Source organism: Tenacibaculum sp. nBUS_03 (assembly GCF_051201695.1).
In the GTDB taxonomy this organism is placed as follows: Bacteria; Bacteroidota; Bacteroidia; order Flavobacteriales; family Flavobacteriaceae; genus Polaribacter.
Map to the genome: position 1 here is coordinate 2,483,961 of NZ_CP179214.1, position 21,322 is coordinate 2,505,282.

Annotated in this window: 21 protein-coding genes; 7 read left to right on the forward strand and 14 right to left on the reverse strand. The window is 27.5% G+C overall.

Annotation, left to right across the window (positions count from 1 at the left end; genetic code table 11):
* The first annotated feature begins 9 nt into the window (after positions 1-9).
* Positions 10-576: a pseudouridine synthase gene (locus tag ACMFBB_RS11590; protein ID WP_435260938.1), complete on the forward strand. Its 567-nt coding sequence runs from the start codon at positions 10-12 to the stop codon at positions 574-576.
* 22 nt (positions 577-598) lie between these two features.
* Here the strand turns inward: ACMFBB_RS11590 and ACMFBB_RS11595 are convergent, their stop codons facing one another.
* The 4 genes from ACMFBB_RS11595 to ACMFBB_RS11610 form a co-directional block, all read right to left on the reverse strand.
* A complete protein-coding gene (locus ACMFBB_RS11595) occupies positions 599-1,039 on the reverse strand; it encodes a GNAT family N-acetyltransferase (RefSeq protein ID WP_435260939.1) in 441 nt (146 codons plus the stop codon).
* Positions 1,039-1,467, reverse strand: a complete 429-nt coding sequence (gene rpiB, locus ACMFBB_RS11600) for a ribose 5-phosphate isomerase B (protein WP_435260940.1) — start codon at positions 1,465-1,467, stop codon at positions 1,039-1,041. The genes ACMFBB_RS11595 and rpiB overlap by 1 nt, the downstream gene beginning before the upstream one ends.
* Before the next feature lie 619 nt (positions 1,468-2,086).
* Positions 2,087-2,245, reverse strand: coding sequence for a hypothetical protein (locus ACMFBB_RS11605; RefSeq protein ID WP_435260941.1), 159 nt, complete (start codon positions 2,243-2,245; stop codon positions 2,087-2,089).
* A gap of 76 nt (positions 2,246-2,321) precedes the next feature.
* Positions 2,322-3,236 carry a diacylglycerol/lipid kinase family protein gene (locus ACMFBB_RS11610; protein ID WP_435260942.1) on the reverse strand — a complete coding sequence of 305 codons (915 nt, stop codon included), beginning with the start codon at positions 3,234-3,236 and terminating at the stop codon, positions 2,322-2,324.
* Between the two features lie 117 nt (positions 3,237-3,353).
* Between ACMFBB_RS11610 and rnr the strand changes: the two genes are divergently transcribed.
* The 3 genes from rnr (at position 3,354) to tatA (ending at position 6,576) form a co-directional block, all read left to right on the forward strand.
* Positions 3,354-5,549, forward strand: a complete 2,196-nt coding sequence (rnr, locus tag ACMFBB_RS11615) for a ribonuclease R (RefSeq protein WP_435260943.1) — start codon at positions 3,354-3,356, stop codon at positions 5,547-5,549.
* A 122-nt stretch (positions 5,550-5,671) separates the two neighbouring features.
* Entirely contained in the window at positions 5,672-6,349 is a 678-nt protein-coding gene (locus tag ACMFBB_RS11620; protein ID WP_435260944.1) for a head GIN domain-containing protein, read from the forward strand.
* Positions 6,350-6,384: 35 nt separating this feature from the next.
* Positions 6,385-6,576, forward strand: coding sequence for a twin-arginine translocase TatA/TatE family subunit (tatA, locus tag ACMFBB_RS11625; RefSeq protein WP_435260945.1), 192 nt, complete (start codon positions 6,385-6,387; stop codon positions 6,574-6,576).
* Positions 6,577-6,639: 63 nt separating this feature from the next.
* Here the strand turns inward: tatA and ACMFBB_RS11630 are convergent, their stop codons facing one another.
* Together ACMFBB_RS11630 and ACMFBB_RS11635 are read right to left on the reverse strand one after the other, a co-directional pair.
* Complete coding sequence (locus ACMFBB_RS11630; protein ID WP_435260946.1) at positions 6,640-6,957, reverse strand: heavy metal-binding domain-containing protein; 318 nt, start codon at positions 6,955-6,957, stop codon at positions 6,640-6,642.
* 18 nt (positions 6,958-6,975) lie between these two features.
* Complete coding sequence (locus tag ACMFBB_RS11635) at positions 6,976-7,902, reverse strand: SPFH domain-containing protein (RefSeq protein ID WP_435260947.1); 927 nt, start codon at positions 7,900-7,902, stop codon at positions 6,976-6,978.
* Between the two features lie 123 nt (positions 7,903-8,025).
* On the opposite strand from ACMFBB_RS11635, the gene ACMFBB_RS11640 reads away from it, so the two are divergent.
* Positions 8,026-8,424, forward strand: a complete 399-nt coding sequence (locus ACMFBB_RS11640) for a DoxX family protein (RefSeq protein WP_435260948.1) — start codon at positions 8,026-8,028, stop codon at positions 8,422-8,424.
* A gap of 143 nt (positions 8,425-8,567) precedes the next feature.
* Here ACMFBB_RS11640 and ACMFBB_RS11645 read toward each other — a convergent pair whose 3' ends face one another.
* The 5 genes from ACMFBB_RS11645 to ACMFBB_RS11665 form a co-directional block, all read right to left on the reverse strand.
* A complete protein-coding gene (locus ACMFBB_RS11645) occupies positions 8,568-9,425 on the reverse strand; it encodes a class I SAM-dependent methyltransferase (protein WP_435260949.1) in 858 nt (285 codons plus the stop codon).
* A gap of 664 nt (positions 9,426-10,089) precedes the next feature.
* Entirely contained in the window at positions 10,090-11,967 is a 1,878-nt protein-coding gene (gene mnmG / locus ACMFBB_RS11650) for a tRNA uridine-5-carboxymethylaminomethyl(34) synthesis enzyme MnmG (RefSeq protein WP_435260950.1), read from the reverse strand.
* A gap of 31 nt (positions 11,968-11,998) precedes the next feature.
* Complete coding sequence (gene ybeY / locus ACMFBB_RS11655) at positions 11,999-12,415, reverse strand: rRNA maturation RNase YbeY (protein WP_435260951.1); 417 nt, start codon at positions 12,413-12,415, stop codon at positions 11,999-12,001.
* 58 nt (positions 12,416-12,473) lie between these two features.
* Positions 12,474-14,123 (reverse strand): hypothetical protein, encoded by a 1,650-nt coding sequence (locus tag ACMFBB_RS11660; RefSeq protein WP_435260952.1) that lies wholly within the window; start codon positions 14,121-14,123, stop codon positions 12,474-12,476.
* Between the two features lie 34 nt (positions 14,124-14,157).
* Positions 14,158-15,789: a DUF4175 family protein gene (locus ACMFBB_RS11665; RefSeq protein WP_435260953.1), complete on the reverse strand. Its 1,632-nt coding sequence runs from the start codon at positions 15,787-15,789 to the stop codon at positions 14,158-14,160.
* Between the two features lie 411 nt (positions 15,790-16,200).
* Between ACMFBB_RS11665 and ACMFBB_RS11670 the strand changes: the two genes are divergently transcribed.
* A complete protein-coding gene (locus ACMFBB_RS11670; RefSeq protein WP_435260954.1) occupies positions 16,201-17,040 on the forward strand; it encodes a hypothetical protein in 840 nt (279 codons plus the stop codon).
* A gap of 142 nt (positions 17,041-17,182) precedes the next feature.
* Positions 17,183-18,697: a glutamate--tRNA ligase gene (gene gltX / locus ACMFBB_RS11675; protein ID WP_435260955.1), complete on the forward strand. Its 1,515-nt coding sequence runs from the start codon at positions 17,183-17,185 to the stop codon at positions 18,695-18,697.
* A 49-nt stretch (positions 18,698-18,746) separates the two neighbouring features.
* On the opposite strand, the gene ACMFBB_RS11680 is transcribed toward gltX, so the two are convergent.
* From ACMFBB_RS11680 to ACMFBB_RS11690, 3 genes are all read right to left on the reverse strand, one after another.
* On the reverse strand, positions 18,747-19,334 hold the full coding sequence (locus tag ACMFBB_RS11680; RefSeq protein ID WP_435260956.1) for a hypothetical protein: 588 nt from the start codon (positions 19,332-19,334) through the stop codon (positions 18,747-18,749).
* A gap of 49 nt (positions 19,335-19,383) precedes the next feature.
* Positions 19,384-19,818, reverse strand: coding sequence for a TerB family tellurite resistance protein (locus ACMFBB_RS11685; RefSeq protein ID WP_435260957.1), 435 nt, complete (start codon positions 19,816-19,818; stop codon positions 19,384-19,386).
* A gap of 355 nt (positions 19,819-20,173) precedes the next feature.
* Positions 20,174-21,040, reverse strand: coding sequence for a winged helix-turn-helix domain-containing protein (locus tag ACMFBB_RS11690; RefSeq protein WP_435260958.1), 867 nt, complete (start codon positions 21,038-21,040; stop codon positions 20,174-20,176).
* Between the last annotated feature and the right edge of the window lie 282 nt (positions 21,041-21,322).

The window sequence follows — 21,322 nt, forward strand, 5'->3', positions numbered from 1 at the left end:
AAAAACTATATGGAGCATCGTCACTTTATAATTCATAAACCCTATGGGTATCTTTCTCAATTTGTTAATAACCAAACAAAAAGAAAGAAAAAAATGCTAGGAGAACTATATGATTTTCCAAAAGGCACAATGGCTATTGGTCGATTAGATGTTCCTTCCGAAGGTTTACTTTTATTAACAACTAATGGTAAAGTAAGTGAACAAATAAGAAGTAATAAGATAGAAAAAGAATATTATGTACAAGTAGATGGTACTATTACCCAAGATGCCATTAATAAACTACAAAAAGGTGTTGAAATAGGTTTTAATGGTAAAAAATATATAACAAAACCTGGTAAAGCCTTTTCAATAAATAAACCAATTTTTCCTGATAGAGTTCAAAAAATACGAGATGAAAGACATGGACCTACAAGTTGGGTAAGTATCACTATTACTGAAGGAAAATTTAGACAAGTAAGGAAAATGACTGCAGCAGTAGGATACCCAACTCTTCGTTTAGTACGCATTAGAATTGGAGAAATTCTTATTGGAAACTTAAAGCCTGGTGACGTAAAAGAAGTAAGTGAATTAATATAATTTTTATTTATTTAAAATTATATTAATTCATTATCATTTTTACATGTGGTATACCATCTTCTAAATATTCTTCTCCAATAGGCTCGAAACCATGTGATTTATAAAACTTTTTTAAATAGACTTGCGCTGAGATGGTAATCTTTCTATTTTCATAGTGGTTATAAACTGCCTCAATAGAAGCTTTTATTAAATCATGACCATAGCCAAATTTACGCTCAGACTTTGCTACTACAACTCTTCCAATACTAGGAGTATCAAAATATTGATTACCATCAAATAAACGAGTATATGCAATAATTTTAGAATCTTTTATACCTATAACATGTAATGCTATAGCATCTTTTCTATCGATATCTTGATATACACAATCTTGCTCAACAACAAAAACTTCAGAACGCAATTGAAGAATATCGTATAACTCTGAAGTTGTTAATTCCTTAAATGTTTTTACTACAAATTCCATTAAAATGTTATTTTATTGACTCTATTAGCATGGCGACCTCCTTCAAATTCAGTAGACAAAAATATTTTTACAAAACCCAAAGCTTGTTGTAATGATACAAAACGAGCAGGAATAGTTAGTACATTAGCATCATTATGCTGACGTGTTAATTCTACTAATTCATTATTCCAACACAATGCAGCTCTTACACCTTTATGTTTGTTTGCTGTCATTTGAGCACCATTACCACTTCCACATAAAATTATACCTATTTCAGCTTGGCCTGTTTCTACAGCTTCGGCAGTTGGATGAATTGTATCAGGATAATCCATACTTTCATTTGTATTAGTACCAAAATTAATTACTTTGTGTCCTAATTCTTCTAAAAATTTAACTATTTCAAACTTGTATTCAGTACCAGCATGGTCGTTTCCTACAGCAATAATCATAATATGTTGATTTTAATTCAGTTGTGAAGTACAAAAATACCATTATTAACGGTTATCAACAGTAATTAACAGTGGTTTTTTTAGAGTTATTAATAACTTATTAATTTTTAAGTACTTAATCATATTATTAAAATGTTAAGAACTATTTGTACATTTTAAAAAGAATATTTGATTATTTACATTTTTTTTACAATACAAGAATAGATATTAGATATGCAACTTTTTTTTTTATTTTTTAACGAACATTTATCAACATAAAATTTACAATTTATTTACAATGAAAATGAAATAAGTAATTCAATAAACATAGTTAACTAGTGTTTATAACTTTTGTTAATAACTACATTTTACGATTGACTTTAAAGAACTTAAATAAATAATAACTTGTTAAACTTATTTAATAAGTAAGAAATCCTAATTTTAAATAAACTTTTTACTGTACATATTCACAAGCTATAATAACAATCATTTTTTTTTTTAAATTTTAAAAATTCTTTATATTAATAATATAATATGTTAACAACTGTAAAAAGGTCTTCAAAATTTAAAAATAGGGTATAAGGTACTAAATGAACATAGCTTTTATAAATGAAGAATAAATAAAAGTTAAAAGAGTATTTTAAATATTCTTTTTTAATAAATAAATACTATCCTTTGAAGTAATCTTTTGTTCCGAAGTGTGTTTTTTGAAAGAAGTATTTATGCTTATTACAGTAACTATAATACCTGCAATAAATATAAATAAAAATAAAGCTATTATTTTTCGTAAGTTTTTCATTTTTAAAGCCTTTGTATAATAAAGACGAATAAATTTCAAAAACGTTACATTTTTATTAAGATTTTTTTAACTAAATTTAACTATTAATAACAAATTGGATTGCTTGTTTACAAATAGTTACTTTAACTGAACCAGTTCCTATTAACTCGCCATCAGCTTGAATGTATATTGCTTTGTCTAAGTTTTTTGGTGTTATTAACAGTTCAGTTGATAAGTAGGTATCTACCTTTTTATGGTTGGTTATTAAACCATTATATAATTTTGGAACATTAAATAATAAATTTAAAAAGGTTAAATTTTTAACTATGCTTACATCCAATAAACCATCATTAGTAGATTTATAATCAGTTAATTGCATTCCTCCTCCAGAATATTTACAAATACCAAACAAAGTCATTAAACATTTTGAAGTTATAATTTGATTGTTAATAGCAATTGTAAAAGTTGGTTTTTTGTATAAAACTAACCCTGAAATTCCACTTATTAAATATGCAATTGAGCCAAATCGTTTTAATTTATTTAGTTTATTAACAACATATCCATCATATCCAATACCTGCAACATTATTAAAATATGCTGATGTACTTTTTAGTTTTAAAAAACCAATATCCTGATAAATCGTATTTCTTTTTTTTATTAATATAATGGCTTTTTTAATATTTTTTGGAATATTATATGTTTTAATCCAGTCATTACCAGTACCTAATGGGATTATTCCAACTGTTATTTTATTAGTTTGTATTTTTTTTTGTGTCATAATACCATTAACTATATGGTGTAAAGTGCCATCTCCGCCAACAGAAATTATATTTTTATACCCCTTATTTATTGCTTTATGTACTAAGTCAATTTCGTGTTTATGATATTTTGTTAACACAAATGAATATTCTAGCTGTTGTATTTTTAACTCATGTTTAATTTTCAACCACAACTTATTAAAATTACCATTTCCTGCTGTTGGATTTACAATTAAAAACCAAGATTTTGTCATAAAAAAAGAAAGTTATTATGGTTGTAAAATACAAAAATGTATTGATAACAGTTATTTAATAACTCGAGCTATATTTTTATTTGTATTTTGGTACAAATTTTATAAGAAGCAAGATTAATGACTAGAAAGAAGAAAATCTACAAAAAAAAGGGAAAAGTAATTAAAGATTTAACCCGAAACATTTTCAGAATACTTAATAAAGATAGTAATAAGCAATATAATTATAAGCAAATAGCCTCTACATTAGGAATTACTGGTACGGATGGTAAAACTCAAATACTTCAAAAACTAGCTGAATTAACAGCTACAAAAAAAATAAAAGAAGTAGAAAGAGGAAAGTATAAAATTAATGAAGATAGAAAATATCATATTGGTACTTTAGATGTTACTTCTAATGGTAACGCATATTTTATTTCTGATGATTTTGAAAATGACATTTTTGTACCATCTGTAAATCTAGGTAAAGGTTTACATAATGATGTTGTAAAGGCATACGTCTACAAAAAAAGAAAAAGTAATAAATTAGAAGCTGATGTAGTTGACATTATTGAACGTGTAAAGCAAGATTTTGTTGGAGTATTACAATTGAGTAAAAATTTTGGATTTGTATTACCTGATAGTAATAAAATGTATGCTGATATATTTATTGCTCAAAGCAAACTTAATGGAGCCCAGCATGGAGATAAAGTATTGGCTAAAATTACAGATTGGCCTGACAACTCAAAAAATCCTTTTGGTAAAATTACCCAAGTTTTAGGAAAACCCGGTGAGCATGATACCGAAATTCACTCTATTTTATTAGAATATGGTTTACCGTACGATTTTCCTAAAGAAATAGAGGAGGAGGCAGGCAAGTTATCTTTTGATATCACTAAAGAAGAAATAGCTAAAAGAAGGGATATGAGAAAAGATCTTACTTTTACTATTGACCCTAAAGATGCTAAAGATTTTGATGATGCTTTGTCTTTTACAAAGTTAGAAAATGGTAATTACGAAATAGGAATTCATATAGCTGATGTTTCTCATTATGTTCAGCCAAAAACAAAGTTAGATGATGAAGCATATGATAGAGCTACTTCTGTATATTTAGTTGATAGAGTGGTACCTATGTTACCTGAAATGCTATCAAATGGTGTATGCTCGTTACGTCCAAATGAAGAAAAATTAACTTTTTCCGCTGTTTTTGAAATTACAGAAAAAGCTCATATTGTTAATAAATGGTTTGGAAGAACAGTTACTTATTCAGATAAAAGATTTGCTTATGAAGAAGCTCAAGTAATTATTGAAACTAAAGGTAATACGATTCCTGCAGAAATTTCTTTAACAGGAGAAAGCTACGAAGTTGATAAAGCTATTGTTGAAGCTACTTTAAAGTTAGATGAATTAGCCAAAAAACTACGCACAAAGCGTATGAAAGAAGGCGCAATTTCATTTGATAGAGTAGAGGTGAAGTTTGACTTAGATCAAGATGCTAACCCCGTAGGTGTATTTTTTAAAGAATCTAAAGATGCTAATAAGTTAATTGAAGAATTTATGTTGTTAGCCAATAAAAAAGTAGCAGAATTTATAGGTTTTTCTAAAGGTAAGGCTACAAATAAAACTTTTATTTATCGTGTTCATGATGAACCAAATATTGAAAAATTAGCTTCTTTACAAAATATTATAAGCAAATTCGGATATAAAATCAATACAGAAACTAAAGAAAAAACATCTCAAAGTTTAAATCAGCTTTTAAGCGATGTTCATGGAAAGGGAGAAGCTAATATGGTTGAAACTTTAGCTATACGATCTATGAGTAAAGCAGAATATACTACTCAAAATATAGGGCATTACGGTCTTGCATTTGATTATTATTCACATTTTACATCACCAATAAGGCGTTATCCTGACGTAATGACACATCGTTTATTACAACATTATTTAGAGGGTGAAAATTCTCCGAAAGCAGATATTTATGAAGAAAGATGTAAACATTCTTCTAAGATGGAAGAATTAGCTTCTAAAGCTGAAAGAGATTCTATTAAATATATGCAAGTTAAATACATGCAAGATCATAAAAATGAAGAGTTTGAAGGCGTAGTATCTGGTGTTACTGAGTGGGGAATTTATGTTGAAATAAAATCTAATAAATGTGAAGGTATGGTTAGAATCAGAGATATTAAAGATGATTATTATATTTTTGATGAAAAACAATATGCAGTTGTAGGGCAGTCAACCAAAAACATGATTCAATTAGGTGACGAGTTAGTTGTTAAAGTTAAGCATACTGATTTAGAGCGAAAACACTTAGATTTTGAATTAATAACTCATTAATTCTTTAATTTGTAACAATAAATTTTAATATTTGTCTTTATAGTAATGGTATAGTTATTGTCTTAATAACTATACTATGCTTGTGCTATATTAGTATGTCAAGCAAATTAAACATAATAAAAATGAGAAAATTTATTTTTTTAAGTCTGTTTTTTGCAAGTATCATAACATTTGCTCAAAATAGTATTACTAAATCTTTAGGGAGTTTTACCACTCTTAAAGTATATAATGGTATTGATGTTGAATTAGTAAAGTCTGATAAATTTAATGCTGTTGTGACAGGGGAAAAGTCTAGTAAAGTAAAATTTAAAGCCATTAATGATACATTAAAAATTGTTCTTTCTTTTCCTGAAACTACTGCTGAGGGTAAAGCAAAAATCACGTTGTATTATGCAAATGATATAGCAGTTATTGATGCAAATGAAGGTGCTGTTATAACAAGTAAAAAGATTAAACAACAAAAAGTAGAAGTGAAAGCTCAAGAAGGAGCTTTTATTAACATGGTTATCGATGTTAAACATTTAAAAGTAAAAAGTACCTCTGCTTCAGTAATTAAGTTATCTGGTAAGACTAAAAATCAAACTGTAAAGGTTGATTTAGGTGCAAATTATCATGGATTCAATGTTACTGTATCTAGTACGAACATTATTAGAGCCGGATCTGGTGCAAAAGCAGAAGTACAGTCTGGTGAGGTTTTAGATGCTAAAGTATCTTTTGGTGGTTCTATTTTTTATAAAGGAACCCCTGAGGTTTTAAAGGATAAAAAAGTAATTGGTGGTGTAATTGAACACCGAAGTTAATTTTTGTATCTTTGCTAGTATAAATTTAGTTTAAAATGATATCAAATAATATATTCTTAGCTATTCCTGGAGGAGCATCCATAGCATTAATCGTTGTTGTAGTTTTATTACTTTTTGGAGGTAGAAAAATTCCTGAATTAATGAAAGGTTTAGGTACAGGTATTAAAGAATTTAAAGATGCCACCAAAACTGAAGATGGAGAAGAAAAAATAGAAGAAAAAAAATAATTAAGTATAATAAAAAAGCCCAATCATAATTGATTGGGCTTTTCTCTTTATTTTACTGTATATTTATATAATAACTGCAGTACCTGATGCAGTTACCATAAGCATACCACCATTTGGTCCAACTGTTTCATAGTCTAAATCTACGGCAACAATAGCATTTGCGCCTGATTGGTTTGCCATCTCTTCCATTTCCTTTAAAGCACTATTTTTAGCTTCTCTAAGTACCTTTTCATAAGATCCTGATCTTCCACCTACAATATCTCTTATTCCTGCAAAGAAATCTTTAAAAATGTTTGCCCCAATAATCGTTTCACCTGTAACAATGCCTAAATATTCTTTAACAGGTTTTCCTTCTATAGTTGGTGTTGTAGTAACTATCATAACTTTTTTTAGTTTTTATTATTCTTTATTGTTATTTTTTTTACTATTCTTCATAGCTTCTCCTATTTGATTACTAGCTGTGAAACTTGCAACCATATCGTTAAGCATTTGACTTCCAGCTTGTGGTGAGTTTGGTAATAATATTAAATTACTATTCGTTTCTTGACCAATAGATTGTAGTGTATCATAATGTTGTGTAACAACTATTAAAGCAGATGCTTCTTGACTGTTAATTCCAACTTTATTTAAAACTTCTACTGATTCTTCTAAACCACGTGCAATTTCTCTTCTTTGATCTGCAATACCTTGTCCTTGTAAACGCTTACTCTCTGCTTCAGCTTTTGCTCTTTCTACTATTAAAATACGTTGTGCATCACCTTCGTATTGAGCTGCTACCTTTTCACGTTCAGAAGCGTTAATTCTATTCATTGCTTCTTTTACCTGAGCATCAGGATCAATATCAGTTACTAATGTTTTAATTATATCATATCCATAGGTCATCATTGCTTCATTTAACTCTGACTTTACAGCAATTGCAATATCATCTTTTTTAACAAAAACATCATCTAACTTCATTTTAGGTACTTCAGCACGAACTACATCAAAAACATATGACGTAATTTGATCATGTGGATAGTCTAACTTATAGAAAGAATCGTATACTTTATCTTTAATTACTTTATATTGTACTGAAACTTTTAATTTTACAAAAACATCATCTAAGGTTTTTGTTTCAATAATTACATCTAATTGTTGAATTTTCAAACTTAATTTTCCTGCTATTCTATCAATTAGAGGAATCTTTAAATGTAATCCTGACTGACGAATACTATGAAATTTTCCAAAACGCTCTATAATTGCTGCTGATTGTTGTTTAACTGTAAAGAAAGAAGATAATATAAGGATTATCCCTAAGAAGATAATTGGGTACAAAAATACTGGCATAATTTTAATTTTTTTAAGTTGATTGAGATTTTTAGTTAAATATAACACTTAACATTTATATGACGTAATTTTTATTTATTGTTACATTTTTATTTAAAACTTATATTTGCTAAAATCAATTTTATGGAACTTATTCAAAACAATGCTACAGAAATTTTAATATTACTTTTTCTAATCGTTACTTTTTTACAATCAGGTGTTGATAAAGTTACTGATTGGAGTGGTAACTTATCATTTATCAAAGATCATTTTAAAAATTCACCTTTTAAAAATTTAGTTCCTTTGTTATTAGGAATAATTTTGGTGATTGAAATTATTGCTGGTGCTTTTATGTTTGTAGGTATTTTTAATATCATTACTACTGGATCTAAAGAATTAGCCTTACTAGGTGTTCAACTTTCTGCACTGACATTAATTTTTTTATTAATTGGTCAACGACTTGCGAAAGATTACGCAGGTGCTATGACCTTAGCTGTTTATTTTCTAATTACAGTTTTTGGCATGTTTTTATTAAATAAGTAAAATTATATGTAAATTAAATTACTATAACTTTTATTTATAGAAAAACCTCTTAAAATATTAATTTTAAGAGGTTTTATTTTTTTACTAAGGTGTTTATATATCTTATTTGTTTTATTGCTTTAAATTACACTTTAAATAAGTATTTAATCATTTTTTATTAAATAAATTAAAGAAGAGTGTTCTAAACTCTTTTTTGCTTTTATATTTGACTTCATTCCAATATATATTGCGTTCAGGTAATTCATTTTACCTTTTTTATATTTTTCACTCAATAATGATACATAATATGAATCAAACTTCATTGGAAGAATTTTTATAACTTCCATTTTAAATTCTTTAAAAATTTTTTTTATTGAAGTTTTTGAAAAATGCCATACATGTCTTGGTACATCATAAGCAGCCCAAAATTCCTTATAATATTTTGCATCAAAACTTTTATAGTTTGGCACTGCTATTATTAAGTAACCATTTGGTTTTAATAATTCTTTTATTTTATTAATATATTGTTTCAAATTTGGGATATGCTCTAGTACATGCCATAGTGTTATAATATCAAATTTTTTATCACCTAATGATTCTAAGTTTTCAACTAAATCTATTTTCTTTTCTTTAGCTATATTCCTTGCATCAATAGATGGTTCAACACCAAAAGTTGTCCACTTATTTTCTTTACAAGTTTTTAAAAAATCTCCTGTCCCAGCACCAATGTCTAATACCGTTCTACTATCAGTTTTTAATGAATTTATTAATTTTAATTTTTTATTTAATGTATAGGATTTCACCAATTGGTATGTTTTTTCAAACATATTTTTTGAGCCATCTGTATGAGAAATGTATTCTTCACTTTTATAGTATTTATCTAAATTAACGGGTAGGGGAGAAGTTACTAACATATCATATTCTTCGTTATGCATTACTTCATAACTTTCTTTAGAAACTGTATAATCTATGCAATTAAGATAGGGCTCTAGATTTTTATAGAATTCTTTTTCTTTGGTCATTATTCTGTTTTATGTAATGTTCCCCGTGGAACAATAATTTGCCTAGGACAATATTACGTAAAAAAATAAAGATGTTCCACATGGAACATCTTTATTTTTTGTAAGTTGTTTTTATCTATCTAAATAAGTGTTGTATTTTATTAATTTATATAACTATTTTTTTTTTTAAAAATACATACGTGTTCCACATGAAACATTTATTTCTTTATGTGTTAATTTATATTCTTTTCGTATACTAATATTAATTGAATAGTAATTCTTTTGTATTGTTTCTCTTGTTAAGTTATATTATAATTTTTTAATAATACCTTTCGTTGAATACCTATTGAAAAGTTATCTTATCTATCTAATAAAAAATTTATTATTTAGTAGTTCCTGTTTATATATTTTTTATTTTTTTTAGATGTTTACACTATTTGTTTTTTTATATAAAACCATTGTATTACTAATTTACTATTATTTTTAATATTCTTAGTTCAGTTCTTATTTCTGTTGTTTTGGTAGTTTTTTTTAAAAAAAAATAAAAACATTTTGTTTGTAGTTTTATGTGGGATATCGATTTTTATTTTTTAGTAGGCGAGGGGAGAAGATTAAATGGTAGTATGTAAAAGAAAAAGGGTTTATCATATTGATAAACCCTTTTTCTTTTATGTAGTTTTTTATTTTACCTACCCATATATACAAGCAAAACTGATATATCACTTGGAGAAACTCCACTTATCCTGCTTGCCTGTGATATTGAAGTAGGTTGTATTTTAGATAGTTTTTCTCTAGCTTCAAATGAAAGTGATTTTACTTTAGAATAATTAAAGTTAGAAGGAATTGGTACATTTTCCAATCTATTTAATTTGTCTGCATTATTTTTTTCTTTTTCTATATATCCTGAGTATTTTAAATCTATTTCTACTTGTTCTATTATTTCGCTGTCTATATTGTTTTCATTAATGAAAGATGCTAGTTTTGTGACTTTTTTTAGATCATTAAAATCTAATTGGGGCCGTGAAGCTACTTTATATAGTTTTACTGTTTGATTTACTAAAGCTAATTTTTTATTCTCTAAAATAGGATTGATTTCATCTTTTGTAACACTTAGTTTTTTGATGAAATTTACTGTTAGTTCTGTTTTGTTTTTTTTCTCAAGTACTCTATTAAATCTTTCTTTAGATGCTATTCCTAGTTTGTATCCCTTTTCTGTTAATCTTAAATCAGCATTATCTTGCCTCAATAAAGTCCTATATTCTGCTCTTGATGTAAACATTCTATAGGGTTCTTCTGTACCTTTTGTTATCAAATCATCTATTAATACACCAATATAAGCCTCATTTCTTTTAAGTATAAATGCTTCTTTGTTTTGCGTTTTAAGAGCTGCATTTATACCTGCCATTAGCCCTTGAGCAGCAGCTTCTTCATATCCAGTAGTACCGTTTATTTGACCAGCGAAAAATAAATTTTCAACTAACTTTGTTTCTAAATTATGTTTTAACTGAGTTGGTGGGAAATAATCATATTCAATGGCATATCCATACCTAAAAAATTTCACATTTTCAAAACCATCAATTGCACGTATAGCCTTATCTTGAATATCTTCAGGTAATGATGTAGAGAATCCATTTACATATACTTCAACAGTATTCCAGCCTTCAGGTTCAACGAATATTTGATGTCTATCCTTTTCAGCAAAACGATTGATTTTGTCTTCTACAGAAGGGCAATAACGCGGTCCGGTTGATTTAATTCTACCATTAAACATTGGTGATCTTTCAAACCCTTCTTTTAATAATTCATGTACTTTTGGGTTGGTATATGTCAAGTAACAAGAGCGTTGTTTCTCTAAAGGTTTACTTGTTTTTAAATAAGAAAACTTTTCAGTAATATCATCACCGGGTTGTTCTGTCATTTTAGAATAATCTAAAGATCTACCATCAACACGTGGAGGTGTTCCTGTTTTCATTCTACCAGATTCAAACCCCTGAGCTACTAAATCTTCAGTAATACCTGTAGAAGCTCCTTCACCAGCTCTTCCACCACCAAATGTTTTTTCTCCAATATGGATTAAACCGTTTAAAAATGTACCAGCCGTTACAATTACTGTTTTAGCTTTTATTTCTAAACCTAAAGCTGTTTTTACTCCTACAATAGTGTTGTTTTCAAATACTAATCCATTTACCGAGTCTTGATAAAAATCTAAATTTTTAGTTTGTTCAAGCATAGTTCTCCAGCATTCTGCAAATTGCATTCTGTCAGACTGTGCTCTTGGACTCCACATCGCTGGTCCTTTAGATTTATTAAGCATCTTAAATTGAATAGCTGTTTTGTCGGTAACTATCGCACTATATCCTCCTAATGCATCAATCTCACGTACAATTTGACCTTTTGCTATTCCTCCCATTGCAGGGTTGCAGCTCATTTGAGCTATGTTTTGAAGGTTCATTGTAATTAACAATGTATGTGCTCCCATATTAGCACTTGCGGCGGCTGCTTCGCTACCCGCATGACCACCACCTACTACAATTACATCGTATGTTGTATTAAATAAACTCATATTTTATATTCAGTTCCACGTGGAACTCGTTTTATTTATTGTTAAAAATCTTTAGACATTCATTTTCTTTTTGACGCATTTTCTCTTTTTCATTTTCAGTTTTATCTTTCAAGCCTAGGTAATGTAAAATACCATGAATAATTACTCTGTGTAATTCTTCTTGAAACGGAGTGTTGTATTTATCCGAATTTTCTTTTACTCTTTCAGTTGATATGAATATATCACCATTAATTTCTTTACCTAGTGTATAGTCAAAACTTATAATATCAGTAAATGTGTCGTGTTGAAGAAATTCAATGTTTATTTTATGTAAATACTCGTCATTACAAAAAATATAATTGATTTCGCCTAGTTCAAAACCTTCATTCTCTATACATTCATTTATCCAATTACTAGTTTTTGTTTCGTCTAATAATTTGAATTCAGTTTCATAATTAAATTGTATCATTCTCTTGCGTTATCGAAAAACATATTTATTTTGAGTAAAAAAGTGTTGTATAAACTGTTTAAATTTGTTTTTCTGTAGTTGTAAAATATTTTTTAACTTTTGTCTTGTAGTTTTGGCGCAAAGGTAGTGATTGTCTGTTTAAAATTTCCGTTTGATTGTAAAAGAGCTTTTTAAATTTAAGTTCTCTGTTTTTTGAGTTTTTGTACTCTTGTAAATTAGTATTTGACTTTCTCTCTTTTTTACGGCCTTGTTCAAAAGTAGCTTTGTCTAGTTTTAATAGTTCGTAATTTAATTGTTTCATTCTATTAAAACTTTCTTTTGTGAATCCCTTTTCTAGTATTTGGTTTTCTAATTCCTCCATTTGTTTTAATGCTTTCTTAGCATTACCTTTTCCATCTTTTCCATTTTTAATAGCATTTTCTAATTGTTGTCTTAAAAGAGATTGTTCTTTATAAATCTGATATAGCTCACCGTTCATATCCTCACCTTGTTTATTTCCTTTTCCTTGCTCTTGTCCTTCTTTGTTTCCTTTTCCATCTTTAGGTTTTCCTTCAGAGCTTTTCTTTATTCCATCTTGCATTTTCTTCATTAACTCTCCCTGTTTTTTTATGATATCTGGTAAACTAAAAGATTCTCCTTTTCCTTTTCCTTTTCCTTGACCTTGTTTAGGGTTTTTCATAGAATCTAGGGTGTTGCTTAACATGTCTGCTAGCGTGTTTGCAGAAGTCATTACATATTGTTGATTTGAAATTCCATTCCTGAAATTATTATCAGCAAAATTTTCTAATGATTGATCTATATTATAGTGAGCATTCGCAAGTTCTTCTTGAATTTTTGTACTTATTTTTGGTACACGAATTGATAGTGTAAATAAGCTATCATCTATATGTTCGAAATATGTTTTTAATTGGTATTGTTTTTTTAAATTAACACCAAAATTCGGGTGTGATGAAGATGTATTAGAAAAAGTATTCATTAATTCTTCTTGGTTAAATGAAAATGTAATTAAATTTTCTAATACTTGTCTTAATCCTTCCATGTTTTCTTCTTGCATTTCTGCACTCATTGCTTGCATGGATTCTTGCATTTTTTGACTCATCTTTTTCATCTTTTCTGATGCCTTCTTTTGATTTTTTTTTGCATCAGAGCTCTTGTTTTTTTCTAGTTTTTCTAATGATTTGCTTAGTTCTTTTTGGGTTTCATCCTTTAATTTATCCATTTCAGGTATATCCATTGGTTGTTTCAATCCTTCATTGTCTTTTTGTAATTGCTTAAGATCCTTTTTAATTTCATTAAATTCTTTATTTAATTTATTCTGAGTTTCTTTAGCCTTATCCTTATTTTCTTTACTATTATTTTCTTTTTTAGATTCTTCTTCCTCTTGTTTAGATAAATCTTCTAGTTTATTCGCAATTTGATTCATTTTTTGCTCAACATAATAACGCTTTGTCATTTCTAAAATACGCTCAAGACTTCGTTCTTGTTGTTTATTCTGTTCTGATAATTCCTTAGCTTTTTTAACAAGTTCTTCTTTGTTTAGTTTTTCTGCTAATTTTTTGAGTTCTTCTAATAGTTTTTGTTGTTTATCAAGCTTTTTTAGTTCATCTATGCGTTTTTTTAAATCTTCTTTTTTCTTATTTAAATCTTCACTTTTTTCATTTTTTTCAGTAAAATTTTCTTGTAATTTTTCGGTTTGACGTTGCATCATTTGTTTATATTGTTCTTGACGCTTGATTAAACTTTTAATGTTTTTTTGATCGACTCCAGCTCAGATTCTTTTTATTTTGTAAATCAAATTGGATTTTTTCAAGATCTTTCTTACTGTTCTGTTGTTTTTGTAAAGATTTTTCTAACTTATCTATATAATTTTTTTGTTCATTAAGAAGCTCTTCATCAATTTCATTATTTGTTTTTTGACGGTAGCTAAACTTTTTACTTATTGCTTTTTTATTACCATTTACTTTATCATTATCATATACTTGGAAAAACAGTTCGTAATTAACCCCTTCTTTTAATTTTATTCCTTTTGGAAACTCATAATAAAAGTTTTGTACTGTTTTATTATTTAATTTAATTGACTGATAATCAGTGTATTGATTGTTATTTTCTTCTTTGTATACAACTTCAAGTTTCGTAAACCCATAATCATCAGATATTTGACCCATAAACTGTGCATCTCCTCTTTTTAAACTGTCTATGTTTGATTTAACTGTAATATTTGGTAACTCATCTTTTATTACATTAACTGAAAACTGTAATTGTTCATATCCTTTTAAATTTGTATTTGAAGTAGATATAAGGTAGTTAGTGTTGTTCAAAATTCGCTTTTTATAACTAAAATTATTTTCTTTAATCTTATTAAAAAATTGTTTTTTATCATTATTTATAAATGCAACACTATCAGTTTCAGAAGTTTTAATAGTCCAAGTAATAATTGTTCCTTGTGGAACATTTATGTTTCCAGAGTTTGTAATTATTTCATTTTTCTTTTTAGTATAATTTGGATAATTTAATTCAAGTGATATATTTTGAATTGAAGGTGTTTTTATTACATTTATTTTATATTCATTAGAAGAAACATTATTAGCTTTTACATAGAAAAGAATTGGTTTTTGCACTTCATTAAAGGTGTAAGAGAATAATCCATTACCATTGTTTTGTATGAAATATTGTTGATTATTAAAGTAAATTTTAGCTTCCTCAGGTAATATTTCACCCTTAGTTTCTATATACACTGTTATTGATTTACCTTTAATAACATTTAATAAATCATTAGTTAAATTAAACGAAAAAGGAGCAGGAGGTGTATAAGCTGTTTTATAATCTATTACACGATTAAAGCTTTGGCTAAGTTTAGTATTTATTCCAGTTAGTAAAGTTAAAAACCATATTAAAACAGGTATTAAACCATATTTAGTATATTTTAAATTTGAATTGAAATTTACAGCTTTTGTGAAAGGAATTGGTTGTAACTCTTTTGATTTTTGTTCTATACTAGCTAGTAAAAGATCAGATTGTTCAGAGTTATTTTTAAGCTGTAAAACATTTAATAACTTATCCTTAACTTCCGGAAAATGATTACCTATTATTTTGGAAGAATCTTTTACTGAAATACCCTTTTGAAGACCTACTAATTTAAAAATAGGAAAACATATAAAGCGAATTAATAAGAGCAATTCTACTAGAATAAATAACCAAAAAAGTAAAGTTCTAGCTGTTGGTTTTAACCATAAAAAATATTCAATAAATAATGTAAAAAAAAGATAAATTAATCCTAATGAAAAGAATAATATTCCTCCTTTTATTAATTCATTTGTATAGTATTTTTTAATAAACTGTTGTAATTTTTGTTCTATTGAATTGAATACTTCCATAAAAGTAATTTCTTAAATTAGTGTGCTATATAATATAGCTCTTTTTGTGTTTTATTTATCTTTTGTGTTTTTTACTTTAATATAAAAAACAACTATATGGTTTATCATGAAATCTATGTGTATACAAATTTTCATATTCAAACCTATTTATTCCTGAAATATTAAATCTTTACTTGTACACAAGCATTTTTAATTTAAACCTTTCTCTTTTATTCATTTTTATAACTTATAAAAATACTACTTTTATAATAAAAAAAATAAAGTGTTTTTGTAAGTAAAACCAAAAGTAAACCACTACATCTTATATTTATTAACTTTTGAGTTATATAGAATTTTAAATAGCATTACCAATCTTAAGTTCATTAGAAATTAATTAAAGAAGTGTTATTAATTTTAAATAAAAACATAAACATGAAAAAACTAGGCGTTTTAGTAACCGTATTATTTGCAACTTCAATGTTTGCTCAAAGTCCGTGGACAAAAAAGAAAAATGAAGGATATGTTCAGCTTTCATTCACAACTATCTCAAATTATGATAAGCTTTTTGGTAATCCTGATTATAGTACCGAAAGAAAAATTACTGATAATACATTACAATTATATGGTGAATATGGTATTTCTGATAAAACCACATTATTTGCAAATATTCCTATAAAAATGGTTCAGTCAGGAGATATTACTGGTCAAATTTCATTGCCAATTCCTCTTACAACTAAAGAATCTAAAACATCAATAGGAAATGTTCAACTTGGGGTTAAGCATAATTTTTATAATAAAAAATGGATTTTATCTGGTCAATTAGGAGTTGAAGCAAGTACTGGTAGTTTTAATGAAGCATCTGGATTAAGAACTGGTTATGATGCATGGACAGTTACTCCATTATTTTTAGTTGGAAGAGGTTTTAATTCTTGGTACGTTCAAGCATTTACTGGTTTTGATATTAGAACAAACGACTATAGTAGTGCATATAAATTAGGAGGAGAGCTAGGTTATAAAGCTATCGATTGGCTTTGGGTTGCAGGATTTTTAGATGGTGTAATGTCTTTAAAAAATGGAGATATTGCTTTGCCAGTTACTAATAATCTTACAGGTTTATATGTAAATGATCAAAGTTATGCTGCTTTTGGTGTAAAGTTAATAGGTGAAATTAATCAAAGTTTTGGAGCAAACGCTAGTTTTGGTGGTGCTTTTGGAGGAAGAAATGTAGCCAAAAAAGCAGCTTTAAATTTTGGAGTATATTATAAATTTTAAAATACTATATTTAGTATAATCTATAAAAAATGCTTGTCAACTTATTTGATGAGCATTTTTGTTATGTATAATTTTAAACTTTGATAGGTATAAGTATCTTTGCGCTTTTAAAATAGGTACACACATATTAAAAGTACAAAAAATGACTGATAACGTAAGAGTACGATTTGCTCCAAGTCCTACAGGACCATTACATATAGGTGGTGTAAGAACCGCTTTATTTAATTATTTATTTGCTAAAAAACATAACGGAACTTTTGTTTTACGTATTGAAGATACCGACCAAACTCGTTATGTTGCTAATGCAGAAAAATATATCATAGATTCATTGGAATGGTGTAATATTCCTTTTGATGAAGGCCCTGGTAAAAATGAGCAATTTGGACCATATCGTCAGTCAGAAAGAAAAGAATTATATAAACAATATGCCGATAAATTAATTGAAAGTGGTTGGGCTTATTATGCATTTGATACTGCTGAAGAATTGGATGCACACCGAAAAAAGCATGAAGAAGCAGGAAAAACTTTTATTTATAACTGGCATAATCGTGAAAAACTTCAAAGTTCGTTAGCTTTATCTAAAGAAGAAGTAGCTGCTAAGTTAGAAGCTGGTGAAAAGTACGTAGTGCGTTTTAAAACTCCACAAGATGATGCTCTAATTATGCAAGATGAAATTCGTGGAACTATAAAAATTGATACGAATACTTTAGATGATAAAGTACTTTATAAATCAGATGGAATGCCAACATATCATTTAGCAAATATTGTTGATGACCATTTAATGCAAATTTCTCACGTAATTCGTGGTGAAGAATGGTTGCCATCAATGCCTTTGCATATTCTTTTGTATAAGGCTTTTGGTTGGGAAGCACCGAAATTTGCACATTTACCCCTTATTTTAAAACCTGTAGGAAAAGGAAAATTGAGCAAACGAGATGGTGATAAATTAGGATTTCCTGTTTTTCCTTTAGAATATACAAATGAGCTATCAGGAGATGTTTCACGTGGTTATAAAGAAGACGGATATTTTTCAGATGCATTTATAAATATGTTAGCCTTTTTAGGGTGGAATCCTGGTACTGAACAAGAATTGTTTTCACTACAAGAATTAGTAGAAAATTTTGATTTAAGTAGAGTAAGCAAGTCTGGAGCAAAATTTAGTCCTGAGAAAACTAATTGGTTTAACCAGCAATACATGCAACAAAAATCAAATACAGAATTAACAGCACTGTTTTTATCAATTTTAAGTGAAAAGGGAATTGAAAAAGACAGAAATTATATAGAAAAAGTAGTTTCGTTAATAAAAGAAAGAGCAACGTTTGTAGCTGATTTTTGGGAGTTATCAAGTTTTTTCTTTATCAATCCAATTGAATATGACGCAAAAGCAACCAAAAAGCAATGGAAGGAAGGAACTCCTATATTAATGGAAGAGTTAATTACTGTAATTTCTACTATTGAAGATTTTACTTCTGAAAATATTGAAAAAATAGTTAAAGAATGGATAACTGCAAAAGAAGTAGGTTTTGGTAAAGTAATGCAACCTTTACGTTTAAGTTTAGTTGGCGCATTAAAAGGACCACACTTATTTGATATTATTGAGATGATTGGTAAAGAAAATACCATTCAGCGTTTGCAGAATGCTGTAAGTAATTTATAAACAAAAAAGAGCGGTTTTAAGCCGCTCTTTTTATTTTTTTGTGTAATTGTTAGTTACATGCTCCAGATGATCTAGCGGCGTGGTTACCGCCTTCAAAAAGGTTAATCCAGTCTAATTTAATAATGACACTTAAAGCACCTTGTATATGAGAACGCATGCTTTCATAATTTTCTAAAGAATGCTTGTAATATACCTGTGGATTAATTCCTATCCTATCAGAAACCCAATAAATACCTCCAGCACCAATATTAAGGGTTGGGGTCATTTTACGTTCAGAGTCAACAATGCTTCCGCCCACAAAAACGTAAGGACTAAAATTGGTTAGGATTGGACTAAAGTTGAAACGTAAAGAAGTGTCTAACGAAAAATAACTAGCAGAATTTTCCATAATACCAATATCATTGATCGTATTAAATGAAATGGCACCATCAAGTGATAATCGCTCGCCAATAGGCATTGTTAAATTCAACCTTGGTGTTTGAAAAATATATTGATCACCAATGTAGCTAGCATCACTTTCATTAAACTTTGCAACACCAAAACCCACTCCAATTTGCCAGGATTCATTTAAGTGTTGCGAAAAAATTGAAGTTGTTAAAGAACAACAAAATAGTACTAATAAAAAAGTTGATTTCATAAGGGGGGATTTATATTAAAAACTAAACTTATGTAATTTTAGTATATAATCAAATTAAATTTACTTTTTTTATAGCTTCAGTAAATGTATCAAGGTCATTATTATTTAATATTAAGTGTATGGCTTCATCACAAACTTTTTCTACATTATCAGTAGGAAATTGTAAAGCAACAGCAATTTTTCGCATAATAATTACTTCATCTCTGTCAACACTTTCGTCAGCAAAAATCATTTTTGTTAATTGATATAAACGTTCAATACGTTCGTCATAACTCACTGGAGGATTCACAGGAAAATTTTCTGGACTTTTTAAAATTTTAGCATATTCCTCATCACTAATATTTAATTTCACAGCAACTCTATCTAATAATTTTTGTTCTCCTTCCGAAATAACAGTATCAATCTTTGCTATTTTAACAACACTTGCAAAATGACCGATTTCTTGTTTGTGTTTTCCACTTGCATATAAATCTGATATAGACATAATTTTTTTTGATTTTTAAATTAATGTAAAAATAAACAATCTTGTATTTTTAGAAGCTCAATTTTAAAAAAAGTCACTAACAATAAAATGTAAGTTTCTACAAAATTTCTCTTTAAAACTTACTATCATTTTTTTTTATACAATATGTTTAATAGCATAAGAATGACTAATAAAAAAGGCTTTTTTAAAACTGCTTTTCAAGGATGTTTTAAAGAAAGTATACCCTTTGGTCATTGTCAGGATAATTAATTAAGAAAACGGTATTAAAACCTGTTTTTTGAATATACAAGAGATAATTTATTAAAAGGATTAAAAAAGTAGAAGGAATAGGGGATAAGTAAAAAAATAATACTTTCTATTCCTTAATTTCCAAACTATATCCTATACCATGAATATTGGTAATTTTAATTGAAGAGTCTTCTTTTAATTTTTTACGCAATTTAGAGATATAGGTATCTAAACTTCTTCCAACAAAAACACCATTGTCTTCCCATACTTTTTTTGAAAGCTCATCACGTTTAATAATTTGATTAGGGCTATCAGCAAAAATTGCAAGCAATTCACATTCTTTTTTAGAAAGGTTAATCTCAATAGTTTTACGAATTAATTTATGTTGATCAGGATAAAAGGAAAAACTACCAATAGTAATTGCATTTTTAGAACAACTTAATGAGTGAGTATGTTTATTGTTTGAAAACAGAAAGTCAAAAAAAACAATAATACCTAGCAGTAGAAAAGCTAATAGAAATGTGTATTTCTTTAAAAATTTTTGCGTTTTATTGGTAAATTTAACATCAACAGTGTAACAAGTATTAGGTAATACTCTGCCTTTGCATGGTATAATATCTTTTGCGTTATCATTTTTTATTTCATAACTATAAGCAACCTCACTATCAGAGCAACGAAAAACAGCTATTCTATAAAAACTAGGAAGCGAAGATTTATCGAAACTATTTTTAATGATTGTTGTTAAATCTGAAGGTTCAAAAGAAAGATTGTTTTGAAAAGATAACTGGTATTTATAAGAACTTATTTCACGAATAGGTAATACTAAAGAAGTACTATCATTAGTTGAAAGTAATAATTGATTACCTACTGAACGTAATGATACCTTTACTCTTTCAGAAAAATCATTTTCATCTGAATTAAAATAAGAAAAGAATGATCCTAATGATAGAATAATTGCCAAACTATAGTATATATAAATCTTTTTTTTGCTCATAATTTTGGTAAATAACATACAATTATCTGATATTTTACAACTGTTAACACTTCTTTTACACTTTTTTCACATTTATATATTGTAGCACTTTTAGTTCACTTCAAAATATAAATATCATGAAAAATTTTTAATTGTAATTATCAGCGTTATTTGTTAATCAATGAATAGATAAACTTAAAAAAACTAACTTTATTAAAGATTATTTTATTAAAACCAATGATATAAACACAGGTGGTTCAAATAGCAATTATTTACGAAACTAAAAAGAGGTGTTTTTAATAG